The sequence below is a fragment of the Butyrivibrio sp. FC2001 genome, assembly GCF_000424125.1.
In the GTDB taxonomy this organism is placed as follows: Bacteria; Bacillota; Clostridia; order Lachnospirales; family Lachnospiraceae; genus Butyrivibrio.
This window is the reverse complement of sequence record NZ_AUJH01000024.1, coordinates 47,747-60,855: the sequence shown is the minus strand read 5'-3', so window position 1 is coordinate 60,855 and position 13,109 is coordinate 47,747. Positions and strand designations below refer to the sequence as shown.

Here is a 13,109-nt window from a genome sequence, read left to right as displayed (position 1 = left end):
TGAGAATACCCCTTATTCCTATGATGAGGATAACCCGCTTCTTACAAAAGAGGAACTTGCAAAGTTCAGTAGAGTTTCAGAGCGCATCCAGAAGGAGCGTGAAATCAGGCGCAAAGAGAACGTGACATTAAGACTTTCACCCAATACAGTTAGAAAAGCAAAATCACTTGGTAAAGGTTATACCAAGATTCTTGCTCAGATCATAGAAGATGCTTTGAACGATCCTGATCTGATAAAGGATTAATACAATATTTAATACTTCCCACAGCCTGACGACTGTGGGATTTTTATACTCTTTCACATAGCCCCATTCTATAAATGCCAGTCTGCAAAAATTTTATTCACTATATGATAAAAAAATATTGACTATAAAGTAGGTTTATACCCCTATAATAGCGATAAAGAAACAGAAAGGAGCGCTAAATCATGACAATTAAAGACGTTGAGGAACAGCTTGGAATTGATCGCGCTAACATCAGATTTTATGAATCTAAGGGACTGATTAAACCTGCAAGAGAAAGTAATGGATATAGAGATTACTCTAATGAAGATATCGAGACACTAAAAAAAGTGATCATTTTACGGAAAATGGGATTTTCTATTGGTGATATATCCGAATTGCAGAATGGCAAGTCGGATCTTCAGGGACTTGTAGAAAACAACCTGAACTTGATTAACGAAAAAATGCAGGAATTAAATGGTTCGTTATTACTATGCAAAGATATGCAGACAAGAAATGAAAACTATTCTAATCTGAGCATTGATTATTATTGGGACGAAATTAACAATAAGGAGCAATCCGGAATCAAATTCGAAGATATTATACGAGACAGCCTTGAGTATGAAAAGAATTTTTTCCTATCATCATATGGATGGAGTGAAAAAGGCCTATTAAGAACACTCTTTGATGATGAACCCCAGCCAAAGAAGAAAGGCATGTTAACCATGATTGTAGCAATAGTGGTTTTTATATGGTTTGCCATTATTTTGGGAATGATATCAAAAAATAACACAGGATTTTTTATGCCGGGATTCCTGGTTTTCGTAATTATTTTTTTACTTGAATCAGTTATTATGCACATATTCCGAAAACTGATGATAAAAAAGCCAGAGCAGAAGAAGTCTTTACTTATCAAACGAGGCATATGTGTCTTACTTGTAACTCCTCTGGTATTAGGTCTTTATTTTTCACTATATTTTCTTCCGGTAGCGAGTAAATATGAGGTTGAAAAGGAGAAAGAACTTGAAGAAAGCCTGAAGGAGCTTATGGGTAAGTCTTATGTAGAGATAAAGTCCAGTTCAGTAGATAAGGATGAGGATGGCATAGATGATTTGACGGATATTGCTGACAATGCAGAGATAATGCTTATGGAAGACTGGTCCTACGGTTTGCATCAATATAATGGAGGATTTCCGACTGAATGGATAGGGACAAGTGCAGATGTTGTAACCATGTCGCTGCGCGATGCCGGATATGATATACGTAAACAGGTAAATGAGGACATAATCGCTCATCCGGAGGCTTATACTGTAGATACGCCAAACATAGACATGGATTTTCGTGATATCGATGTCCTAAATGTATTTTTTTCGAGAAACGCTATCAAAAAGACAACAGATCTTTCAGAATACGAAGATTGGCAGCCCGGAGATATAGTATTCTTTTCTGATGAAATTGGTATCCTCTCATATAACCGCGATGAAAATGGTATTTTAAGTGTAATTTATCTGCCAAAGGAAGCTGATACAGTATGTGAATGGGATACTTTGGCTGAAAACGTTGATATTATTGCCCATTATAGGATTAGTGAATAAATATCATGAGTTATTCAAATAATGATCCTGCCGCTTCTGCAGCTTCATCAATCCTTGCTTCCTTATCTGATATGTAGTGCTTGGAAGTATCGATAGTACTGTGATGAAGAACATGTTAGCTGAACTACAAAACTTTGCACATCTGAATATCGCTTCACCCGAGGATTATGCATCTTTATATAACATATTTGTAAATGATGATTATTACAGAGAAACTGAGAGGACATATTACGAGATAGTCACAGATCCAAAACTTTCAAAACGTTATAAAATACCGGAGTCATCAGAACAATTTGTGCAGGATACTCAGGAGCAGTTTCCGGATGTTTTTATGCAATATATCGCTGATTGTAAGGCATTGTATATTAAAATTCCATCTTTCCGCTACGAATTGGTGGATAGGGATAGCAACATAGTTTATGAAGGTTTGAAAAAATATCCTGAGGCAGAGAATATAATTTTCGATATTACATTAAATGGTGGCGGAAGCGATGGATACTGGATGGAGAATCTGGTTGCACCTTTTGGTGGTACATATGAGTTTGGATATCGGGCTTTTTTCAAGTCTTCTACACTGATTAATAAGTATTATGCAGATTTTGGCTCAAAGCCTGTTTCTGAACTTTCAGACGCACCGGAATGGGCTTCTGAATTGGGGCTTGACAAATATTATACGTATACATGAACTCTTTCAGATGAAGAATGTGATGGAGAGATAATTGATAGGGACATAAAGAAATGGGTTCTGACAAGTAATAATGTATTCTCGGCTTCGGAGATATTTGTTTGCTTTTGTAAAGCTACCGGATGGGCAAAATTAGTAGGAAGAAAAACCTTAGGTGATGGCTTAGGAACTACACCAGTGATGCTTGTACTTCCTGATTCAGGGTTACTAATACGATTTTCAGGAGGTGTTGGAGAAAATCCTGATGGCAGCATAAATGCAGTAGCCGGGACAAATCCGGATATCATGTGTATCAAGGATGAGACACCGCTTGACCGGTGTCTTGAAGAGATAAGGAAAAATGATCAGTAGGCATGGGAGATGGCAAAGGATCTGTTATGGGACAAGTTAAATATGGACTTATTGCAACATTTCTTTGCGTACAGCTTGTACTTGCAGGTTGTTCGAATGTAGAAGAACAGGGGAAAGATCAGTATTTAAATTCTGAAAGTACTTCTGAAGCTGTTTCAGAAAAAGCAGAGTCACTTTATGCAAAAGACTATGAATTTTTGTGGAATGCATTGAGGAATAATTATCCTTATTTGTCTTATCTACAAACGCTGGGTATAGACACGGATGAAATATGCTCAAGATATGAGGAAAAAATAACATCCATTACGGATGAGAATAAGTTTTATGGAACAATTCAGGACATGCTATCAGAACTTGGGAACTTTGCCCATCTTGATGTTGTTTCACCTGAATTGTACAAAACTTATTGTTATTCTACAGGACTGGGAGCAGCTGTTTCTAATGAAGATAAGGCATACATTGAGATATTGACTAACGAAAATCTTTCTGAACGATATATTGTACCTAGATCAAATGAAGAAATTGAGCAACAAGCAGAGAAAGATCAACATAATAAGACTTTTATTCAGTATTATTCCGATTGCAATGCACTATATATCAAAATACCTTCTTTTACGCAGGAATTAGTTGATAGGGATAAGCATCTAATATCTGAAAACATTGAACAGTATCCGGATACGGAACATATCATTTTTGATATCTCTGGGAATAGTGGCGGTAGTTGGGGATATTGGATGAATAATTTGATTCCACCATTCGGCGGACATTACCAGTTTACTTATCGTACTTTTTATAAGAAATCTTCTCTATTTGAAACATATCATGGTGACCTTGAGGCAGTGCCCGTATCAGACCTTTCAGATTTGCCGGACTGGATATCAACGCTAGGGCTTGATCTATGTATTACAACAGTATTTGACCTTTCAGATGAAAACTATGAAGGCACTAAATGCAATCCGAATATAAAGCGATGGGTTTTGACAAGTGGTACTGTCTATTCAGCATCAGAAGCATTTGCGAGCTTTTGCAAGACTACGGGTTGGGCTACAGCAGTAGGAACAAAGACATCGGGAGATAGTTTACATACCACACCGATTTTGATAATGCTTCCAGACTCAGGGATTATAATACGCTTTTCCGATGGTGTTGGAGAAAACCCTGATGGTAGCATCAACGCTGTAAACGGTACAATACCTGATATATCATGCAAGAAAGGTGAAACACCGCTTGCTAGGTGCCTTGAGGAAATACGAAAAAATTCAGCAAAAGCGGAGAACAAATGAAGAAAATAATAATTATAGTAGCTTTTATATGCATTATTGGTACTTCATTATTATGTGTATTAGTAAAAGCATCAAAAGAAGAGCCGGTTTTACCAATGCCGGATCATGTTGTTTATAAGGATGGAAGTATTGAGCACTATGATGAAGGGTCATCTCAATTTGAAAAGATTACAAAGAAAATCAGGGTTCCATCAGCTGAAAAAACTTGAGACTATGATAGAGGATGAGACTGTTTCAGAAGCGAAGCAGGATTATGCCATAGAATATGTATATGATACAAAGCAATACCTTGCGGATAGCACATTTGAATTTGAAAATGTTTTATTTTTCATGAGTGGATGGTGCGAAGGAGAAGCTGCTTTCGGAAATGATGAGAATTATGAATCCGGAACGATTGAATTTTACTATTAGTTTCTTGCAGATTATGAGTGGAGGTACGGAGAAATGATATTATTTACTCAAATAATTAATTTCACATTACAAGTCTTAATAGTATTATTGATTGTTCCATTTATTAGAAGAAAAGAAGAGATAGTAGCGGCCTTGATCAGAAAGGCAGAAGCTTATCTGAAAAAGCGGAAAAAATGAGCCTATGGGACTGAATTAGAAAAACAATTAGTACGTGTTTACGGGAGATTATGAGTATGTTAATGCCATGGGATAAAGCAAAGCTTTTAACAGATTCATCAGCAATGGAAATTGCCAGAATTACAGAGATCTTAAAGCAGAACAATATTGAATATGAGTGTGTTACAAAAAAGAATGAATCTTCAATTGGAACTATGGTGCATGGTTCAATGGGAGCTAGTGTAGGTGGTGGGGGAGCCTTTACTTTTTCACAGTCAGCAGGACCTGTTTCATATGTATATCACGTATTTGTAAGTAAAAAGAATTTGGAAAGGGCAAATATGCTTATAAGCTGACATCATATTGAAAAACAAGGGGGAGAAAAATCAGGCAAAGCATGTCACAAAGAGCAAGTCATCAAACATTATTATTATGTAATCAGAAATTTCCAATTTTTGTGTCCCGAAATGGGCATCTCGCGCGTTATATATATAGGAATAATGAATTCGGAGGGTGAACTATGTATGCAAAAAAGAGAATAATAATCTATTTTGGGGTAGTTGTAACTGCAATTATTGTGACAGCGATATTTTTCAGCTTAAGGCCAAGACCAGAGCCTTTTACTGATACTATGCAGGAAGTTGAACAACAGATTACTTTTGAAGATGTTAAAAGCTGTGGATGGGTAGATTGTTTTTAAGGTGCTTAAGGGAGGATTTTGACAATGAAAAAAACTAATGTGGGGTGTTTAATTGTTGGCGTAATATTACTGGTTTGCTTTTTATGGACCATAGATGTCAGCAGTGGCATTGAGGGGGCTTCACAGATCATATTTATACGTATATTAGACTTTCCATCACTATTTTGCATTATAGGAATTACTCTTATTATATTAGCAGCAAGCGGAAAAGCTGGTAGCTTTTTTAGGGTGCTTTCAAAGGAAACTAAAATAGAAGATAATGCAACAAGGCATGAATGTGTGGTTGCTGTTAACTGTGCTATAGCAGGAGTTATTATTTCAAGTTTAATAGGTGCAGCTATCTATGGAATATGCCTTTCAGTGTTTAGCGAAGATCTAGAATCTTTTATATTCAAGTTCTTTTTGATTTTTGTTCCACTACTATATGGATTCATTATCACGGCATTATTGATTCCAATTAAGTGCAAGTTTGAGTAGTGTAATCACAAAAAATATGAAATGCATGTAATGATGAATGAACTAAACGGAAAGAATAATTATGTTTTAGGAGGAAATGTAATGAAAAAAGTAGCATTGTTTTTAGCAGCAATAATCATGTTCGGGGCAATATGTATGCCAGTAAGCGCCAAAATAGCAGAGCCTGATTTAAAGACATCTGCCGCTGATTATTACATAATAAGTGAACCTTCAGCTGAGGTAAAAGGTAAAGTGAGCGCAAAATTGCAAAACAAGGAAAATGAGATCATTATTCCTGAGGAAGTAACTATTAACGGAAAAATGTATTCCGTCACGGAGATAAGTGGGTTATGCTATCCTGACATTGCGGATAAAAACCTTAAGCAGGATGCATATAAAAACATAAAAAATAAAGTGACACAGATAATCACTCTTCCGAAGACCATAGCAAGAGTACAAAAGGGAACCTTTTCCAACTTCACTAATCTAAAGGAAATCAAAGTTGATCCTAATAACGAATATTTTATATATAAAAAAGGAGCGCTGCTTTCTAAGGATGGGAAAAAGCTTTATGGAACGATTACTCTGCAGAAAAAATACACAATCCCTAAGGGCGTAACAACTATTATGGACAGAGCTTTTGCATACAGTAAAGTAAAGACCATTGTTTTACCTAAAACCTGTCATAATATTGGCGCGCGTTCGTTTTACAGATGCTCCAAATTATCAGAAGTTAAAGGGATTAAAGGTGTGAAAAGAGTTGGGAAAGGCGCATTTTATGGCTGCAAATTTAAGTTGAGATAAAGATGTTAGAATATTTCTGCTTATCATTAGTTATGCAGAAGAAGGCAAAATTTTAGCTAGAGGAATAATACGTAGAAGAAAATTTGAAATTAAAATGCTTTTGAATCGCTATTTAAGGAGTCTCGCTACAATAGATTGCATTACTAGAAGAGATATAGCATCCTTTTCATAGGAGGGCTTATCATGGACAAAGAAAAAACCGGGCAGCTTATCAAAGAGGCAGCAAGAAAAAAGTGGGCTGTAGTAGCTGGGATTATCCTTATGTTCATTTTGGTGGGGCGCTTTTTTATTTTATTTGTATTATCAGGTGCAGGCTATAACTGGGACGAAAGGGCTGACCTGGCTCTTATGGCAGTATGCTATATAATTCTGATAATGCTTTCGGTAAAGAATCGTTCAAGTTTGTTTGATGCTCAGGCTGGTTATTCTCATATTTTCAGGGCTATTGCTATAGTGTCATGGATCATCATGACTGTCCTTATGTTTGGAGGATACTGGTTATTGGATAAGGATATACATCTGTTTTCATTAAAAACATCCGATGTCGGCCCTCTATATACCTGTATATTTGGGATTATTGCCTTTATTAACATTTTAATGACGATATTCGCTTTATATCAGCTTCAAACAAAAGATATTCCGTTTGGTATAACACCTTTTATAACCGTATTAGTCATTTTTCTTAGCGTTTGTTACAGAGAGTGGCTGTTTTATGCACTTACATTTAAGCTGTGGCCGCTTACAGTGGTGACTATATACTATTTGGTGGTATTCATATGTGCTATTTTTATAGATGCCGTTTTATGCACAAAATATAAATCAGCCGTGAGGAAAAATTAAGTGCTAATCTTACTCTTTACCCTGCTTGAAGAAGAACAGCAGGATCTTGTCAAAAAAATATATAAAGACTATCATGCTTTTTTCATGAATATTTCCCGGAATATTACCGGTTCACAGACCATGGCGGAAGACGCTGTGAGCGAGGCTTATCTTAGAATTATCAAAAACATCAAAAAAATTTCTGATTTACCATGTCACGATTTAAGACCATTCTGCGTTGTTATAGTGAAGAACTGTTCAATGGACATTTTAAGAAAGAACGAGAGGTATGTATATGGTGCCGAGGAACAGCTGCAACTAGAGAGTACGGGGCAGAGTGAACCTGAACAGGAAATGCTGAATTCAGAAGAAAAGCTGGCTGTTAGTAAATTGTTATCAGTTTTATCAGATGAAGAAAAAGAATTTGTTTCCTTAAAATATGCTTATGGAATGAAATATAAGGAAATCGCTGTAATTTTTGACATCTCGGAGGAAACCGTGCGAAAGCGAAATCAGAGAATTATAGATAAACTCAGGAAATCGTACATGGAGGATAAAGATGGAAGCGGTTTTTGATAGCATACTGAGCAAAATCAGAGTAGAAGACATATTATCATCTATGGAAACGACATTATCTTCATGGGGTGAGAATTCTAAGGAAAAAAAGCTAGGGATAATAGAAATACGCAAGTTAACAAAGATGATATCAAAACTTCCTGATGAGGAACAGAACATCCTCACAGGTAACTATGTATTCAATCTCTCAGAAGAAGGGATAGAGATATTTTACGGGATCAGCGATGTAAAAGAGAAACAACAGTTTTTTGAACGCATGCTGGCAAGACATTTGGGACTTGCGGAAAACTGTCGAATAAGCGATTCTTCGATGGAAAAAGCGTGCAGAAGAAACATCAGTAAAATGATGAAGGAAGCAGAAAAATATACCTGGAGAGGTGCTTTAAGGACAATAGGGAATGCAGTTGCAGCCGTTCTTTTAATAGGAATCATTTCATTTGTAACAGCGATGGGTGTAAATGCGCAGTTCAGGGAAAATGTTGTAAACTGGTTCATTGAAAGCACAAGACAGTATACTCTGTTTCATATTAATGGGAGTAATGATGGTGCTCCGAGTTTGGGATCATATAAACCCACGTTCATTCCGGAAAGATATCACTTGTATTCCTATGACGTTGTGACTGGTTTTGCAACTTATACATATTCGGATGCAAATGGGGATTTATTAGATGTAAGCATATGTATGCCTGAGGCCAATGCCTATTTAAATACTGAAAATATGACTAAAGAGAGTATAGAGATAAATGGCTCATCAGGATACTTATATCATGACGGAACACATGGAAGTCTCGCGACAAGCATAGATGGATACGCACTTTATGTAACCGGAAAGGCAAGTAAAGAAGAATTTATCAGGATTGCTGAAGGGGTTGTGAGGCAATAAAAGCTTTTGGAAAATAATTATTTTACACCTTCTTGGGGACGGTAGTTTTTGATCTTTTTGTAATGTTTTACTCAAAATGGGGCTGCCGCAGAGGAATTTGCACAAGAGATTTTTTCAAGACGCTCGGTGCCATTTCGAAATATGATGGCCTAAAAGATTTCCGTGCATAACTTTTTACAATAGTCAAGAATACATTTATTTCACAATATAGAAAAGCGTTGGGCGTATTTCTGATGAAATATGCATCTTGCGTTTATTATGAAAAAAATTTTTTCTTTTTTTATTTTTTGTGTCACGAAATGATATGTTCAAACGTTATTAGTATGTAACTATTAAAAATATATATAGGAGATAAGAAGGTATGAAAAAGAGATTTTGTTTTACACTATTTGCTGCAGTTTCTATTGCAGCTGCATTTAATGTTCATTCTATTAAGGCTGATGCCGCAACTCTATATCCGTCTAATGAATATATAGAAGATGGCAAGCTTAAGGTTGGTGATCTGGTTATTGATGACGAAGACAGCGAACCACTATTCTATAGGGTTGTAAAGACCGCTTCAAAGAAAAACAAGAAAATCGAGATTGAAGTTGCAGGAATCAACCAGAATTATGATTGGTCCCAAAAAAATCCCAAATATTTTGACCGCAATAACTTATATATTATGCTTGATAGTGAAGATATGGAGGAGTACGCCCCATATAAGATAATCGGAATTGCAGATAATGCATTTAAAGATGATAAGACCATTCGACATTTTTCTATCGGCGGAACTAACGTCCAGTATGTAGGCATAAGTGCCTTCGAAGGCTGTACTAACCTTCAGTACTTTAGTTCAAATGAGAAAATAACAACAATTAAGGATCGCGCTTTCTATAATTGCAAAAGTTTAAATAATTTTTACTTAACTGAGGACACATTAAAATCTGTAGGAACAGATGCTTTAAGAAACACAAGTCCAATAATAAGAATAGATACCTACAAAATGAGTACCAAGCATGCATCAAAGATAAATAAACTTTTCAAAAAAGCCGGTGCTCAAAAGGTTTATTTCAAAATAGAGGAACCTAAGAAGGAGAGCAAAAAGAAAAGATTACCTGATGAGTCTGATGTAATGCTAAAGCTTCCTAAGGGCGCAGCCTTTACTTCCGGTGAATTTTCTTACAAAGTCATCAAACCTGCAACTAAGAAGCATCGCGGTGAAGTAGAAATCACAGGATTTAGTCCTTCTGCTACACCAGGTGAAATGGAAGGCGTGGATCCAATGTCATACGTTGATGGCATTGGTTATGAACGCTACGATATAGTAGGTATTGCAAATAATGCATTTAAAGACAATCAGAATATTACTTCAATAATGCTTTATGAAGGAAATATCAGATACATTGGTAAAAGTGCATTTGAAGGCTGCTCCAACATTAAGAATGTTTACATTACAAGAGCTGAGAATTTCTCGAAAATAAAGACACGAGCCTTCTTTAACTGCTCGTCATTAAAAGAATTATCCATATCGGAAGGCAAGCTAAGCCGCATAGGCAAAGATGCATTTGGTGGCACACCTCAGAAGATGAAGGTTGAAGTCAGAGATATGAATTCAAGGCAATTCTCAAAACTCAAACAGCTTATGAAAAAGGCTGGTGCTCAAAAAACACGCTTTAAGAAAGTATCATAATCAGAGTAGGGGCTGTTGCACAATGACAGTGCGCAGCTCCTATTATTTCTATAAGTACTTATTCTTTAAATATCAGTCTGTAAAAAAGTTGTAATATCTATGGAAACATCATGAGTGATGAATTTACACCATATCCAAAAAATCCGCTTATTCAGAGCTTTTTTGCAAATATAGGTAGGACTGACTCAATTGGATCCGGTGTTAGAAACCTATATATGTATACTCCAATATATGTAGATGGGGGAAAACCGGAATTGTTTGAGGATGATGTGTTTAGGATTTCAATTCCGTTGAATAAATCTGCTGCAGCTGAGGCAGAGGATAATAAGACATTAACTGAGCGCCAGCAGAAGATTTACGACATGATCTGTGAGAACAAGCACCTTTCTGTAGAACAGGTTATGTCGGATTTATCTCTTTCGAGAGCGACTGTGTTCAGAGAATACGCTAAGATTAAACAGGTCACTGGGGCAAATTATAACAAGAAAGATGGAACATGGACAATTTGAACTGATGTGGTCTCAAGTTAGTCTCATGGTAGTCTCATGAGATTTTGAGACTACCGTGAGACTGAGTTTTTGTTTAAAGAGCATATCATCGCGGGAATGCCATAAAATAGGCATGTGAGAGCAATGAACTTTCGCACACTAAAGTATCATAGTCTCAAATATGATGTGAGACTGGACGAGGTGGGCTTGTATATATCCCTGAAGATATTAAAAAGACCGGGGAAGAATGACAAAATACAAGAATAAATAATCAACCTCAGGTTGTACCGACTTGAAAACTGCGTCATTGTGGCTGATAAGACAATATTCTACAATTATTGTTGTAAGAACTGAAATGAAGCTTCGTTTCTTCAAAATCATATAAGGAGACGCGAAAATGAATATTGGGAACAAAATTAAGGCACTTCGTTTAAAGTCTAGTACAACGCAGGAGGCTCTTGCAGATGCGCTAGGAGTAAGCAGTCAGTCTATATCTAAGTGGGAGAACAATGTGTGTGCTCCGGATATATCACTGCTCCCGTCCATATCGGAATTCTTTGGGGTTACGATTGATGAACTGTTTGATCTATCTGTAGAGCAGAAGCTGCATCGTATCGAAAACATGCTTGATTATGAAAATGAGCTCACGGATGAAGCGTTTAATAATACAAAGGAGTTCCTGCTGGATATAAAAGATGAGTATGATGAGAGTCATCCTGACAGGATGGATGGCAGGATTTACACGTTCCTGGCTCATCTTTATCATCACAGAATAGTTAGTGACAGCAGATATGTTAGCCTGTATGCAAGAAAAGCCATGATTTTTCATCCTGATGCGAAGGAGGATCAGTGGCTTCTGCAAAAGAGTGAAAGTGCAGTTGTTTGGGACTGGAACGCAAGGCAGCATAACAGTACTATAGAGTTTTTCAAGGAATTGGTAGAAAAGTATCCTGAAATCGGCAGGAATTATCTGTTTCTTATGGATAACCTGATCGCGGATCATCGCACTAAAGAGGCTGCAGATTATCTGACTTCATATTCAGAGCTTCCGGATCATAAGGATGTACTTGTTCCTGTATATGAAGCATATATTGCTTTTGCTGAGTATCGTGCTGAGGATGCATGGAAAAAAGTATCTGATATTGAGGAAGAGTTCCGTGACAGCTATGATGCGATATTTGAAGTAGCAGGCATTTATGCATCCAATGCAAGATATGAGGAGGCTTTGGAAAGATATCACAAAGCTGAGGAAATATATGTAACTAACCACAAGGAGCATATTTGCATGGATCATCTCCAGGCACAGGCAAGAATTTATGAAATACTTGGAAAATATGAAGATGCCATCAGGTATGTTGAGCTTCAGATCAAGTATCTGGAAGAAGAATGGAACATCACTGAAGGCGCGGATGTTGACGCTCTTTGCGAGGAAAAGAGAAGACTGATAGACAAGATAAAATAGTATTAAAGGATATAAAACCTTTCGGCCGAAGGGTATTTCATGAGGAAGTTAATGGAGGAAATCATCATGGATACCCAGACAATAATAGAAGCAAAATATGGAATAAGTAAAAGAGATTTGCATACTGTTCCAACATGGGCGAAAAATGAACGGTTGGAGCGCACTGTGCCACTCACGGAAATGTGGCAGATGGGAGATGCAGATGTAAAGAAGTGGGACAAGTACTCTCTGGGCAGCTTGAAAGCTATATTTAAAGGACTTTTCAGACAGCATATATTCCAGGCGAACAGAGTGAAAATTAGAAGTTTTCCTTTAGGTCAGACTCATGAAACGGAGCAGGCTTCTGATTAAGAAATAGGCGCATAGTGGTGGGTACCAGTGTTATGCTGGTACCTACTTTTTTATGAAAATATTGCTTCCGTGATGATATCAGATGCTATTGTTATGTAATTTAATAAATAACAATAGTCTAGAGAATCATGGATCATATTTTGGTAGTATTCTCGACGATGAATGGGATAAAATATATGAGTAAAAGTAAGTCCGAT

The 13,109-nt window shown here is 36.7% G+C and carries 18 protein-coding genes; all 18 read left to right on the top strand.

Going from position 1 to position 13,109, the window contains the following annotated elements:
* Positions 1-244 (top strand): BrnA antitoxin family protein (locus tag G601_RS0111885; RefSeq protein ID WP_026665498.1); only part of this gene is annotated, 244 nt, incomplete at its 5' end.
* Between the two features lie 182 nt (positions 245-426).
* Entirely contained in the window at positions 427-1,815 is a 1,389-nt protein-coding gene (locus G601_RS25085) for a DUF1287 domain-containing protein (protein WP_051205796.1), read from the top strand.
* Between the two features lie 100 nt (positions 1,816-1,915).
* Positions 1,916-2,500 carry a S41 family peptidase gene (locus tag G601_RS0111875; RefSeq protein ID WP_155834527.1) on the top strand — a complete coding sequence of 195 codons (585 nt, stop codon included), beginning with the start codon at positions 1,916-1,918 and terminating at the stop codon, positions 2,498-2,500.
* 30 nt (positions 2,501-2,530) lie between these two features.
* Positions 2,531-2,851 (top strand): S41 family peptidase, encoded by a 321-nt coding sequence (locus G601_RS25770; protein ID WP_081673512.1) that lies wholly within the window; start codon positions 2,531-2,533, stop codon positions 2,849-2,851.
* Positions 2,852-2,853: 2 nt separating this feature from the next.
* The gene (locus G601_RS0111865; RefSeq protein ID WP_026665496.1) at positions 2,854-4,134 is read left to right on the top strand and encodes a S41 family peptidase; all 1,281 of its coding nucleotides are present in this window, start codon (positions 2,854-2,856) and stop codon (positions 4,132-4,134) included.
* Positions 4,131-4,343 carry a hypothetical protein gene (locus G601_RS0111860; RefSeq protein ID WP_026665495.1) on the top strand — a complete coding sequence of 71 codons (213 nt, stop codon included), beginning with the start codon at positions 4,131-4,133 and terminating at the stop codon, positions 4,341-4,343. Before G601_RS0111865 ends, G601_RS0111860 begins: the two co-directional genes overlap by 4 nt.
* Positions 4,294-4,545: a hypothetical protein gene (locus G601_RS0111855; RefSeq protein ID WP_196808881.1), complete on the top strand. Its 252-nt coding sequence runs from the start codon at positions 4,294-4,296 to the stop codon at positions 4,543-4,545. The genes G601_RS0111860 and G601_RS0111855 overlap by 50 nt, the downstream gene beginning before the upstream one ends.
* Before the next feature lie 227 nt (positions 4,546-4,772).
* Positions 4,773-5,057, top strand: coding sequence for a hypothetical protein (locus tag G601_RS0111845; protein ID WP_196814225.1), 285 nt, complete (start codon positions 4,773-4,775; stop codon positions 5,055-5,057).
* Positions 5,058-5,221: 164 nt separating this feature from the next.
* Positions 5,222-5,401 carry a hypothetical protein gene (locus G601_RS0111840; protein ID WP_026665493.1) on the top strand — a complete coding sequence of 60 codons (180 nt, stop codon included), beginning with the start codon at positions 5,222-5,224 and terminating at the stop codon, positions 5,399-5,401.
* Between the two features lie 24 nt (positions 5,402-5,425).
* Positions 5,426-5,878 (top strand): hypothetical protein, encoded by a 453-nt coding sequence (locus G601_RS0111835; RefSeq protein ID WP_026665492.1) that lies wholly within the window; start codon positions 5,426-5,428, stop codon positions 5,876-5,878.
* 30 nt (positions 5,879-5,908) lie between these two features.
* A complete protein-coding gene (locus tag G601_RS0111830) occupies positions 5,909-6,661 on the top strand; it encodes a leucine-rich repeat domain-containing protein (RefSeq protein ID WP_207638049.1) in 753 nt (250 codons plus the stop codon).
* Between the two features lie 183 nt (positions 6,662-6,844).
* Positions 6,845-7,501 carry a hypothetical protein gene (locus G601_RS0111825; RefSeq protein WP_026665490.1) on the top strand — a complete coding sequence of 219 codons (657 nt, stop codon included), beginning with the start codon at positions 6,845-6,847 and terminating at the stop codon, positions 7,499-7,501.
* Positions 7,502-8,056, top strand: a complete 555-nt coding sequence (locus G601_RS25080) for an RNA polymerase sigma factor (protein WP_051205794.1) — start codon at positions 7,502-7,504, stop codon at positions 8,054-8,056.
* Positions 8,040-8,939 carry a DUF4367 domain-containing protein gene (locus G601_RS0111815; protein ID WP_026665489.1) on the top strand — a complete coding sequence of 300 codons (900 nt, stop codon included), beginning with the start codon at positions 8,040-8,042 and terminating at the stop codon, positions 8,937-8,939. The genes G601_RS25080 and G601_RS0111815 overlap by 17 nt, the downstream gene beginning before the upstream one ends.
* A gap of 361 nt (positions 8,940-9,300) precedes the next feature.
* Positions 9,301-10,611, top strand: a complete 1,311-nt coding sequence (locus G601_RS0111810; protein WP_026665488.1) for a leucine-rich repeat domain-containing protein — start codon at positions 9,301-9,303, stop codon at positions 10,609-10,611.
* Between the two features lie 110 nt (positions 10,612-10,721).
* The gene (locus G601_RS0111805) at positions 10,722-11,120 is read left to right on the top strand and encodes a hypothetical protein (RefSeq protein WP_026665487.1); all 399 of its coding nucleotides are present in this window, start codon (positions 10,722-10,724) and stop codon (positions 11,118-11,120) included.
* Between the two features lie 376 nt (positions 11,121-11,496).
* Complete coding sequence (locus G601_RS0111800; protein ID WP_026665486.1) at positions 11,497-12,561, top strand: helix-turn-helix domain-containing protein; 1,065 nt, start codon at positions 11,497-11,499, stop codon at positions 12,559-12,561.
* A 39-nt stretch (positions 12,562-12,600) separates the two neighbouring features.
* Positions 12,601-12,912, top strand: coding sequence for a hypothetical protein (locus G601_RS0111795; protein ID WP_155834526.1), 312 nt, complete (start codon positions 12,601-12,603; stop codon positions 12,910-12,912).
* Positions 12,913-13,109 lie beyond the last annotated feature (197 nt).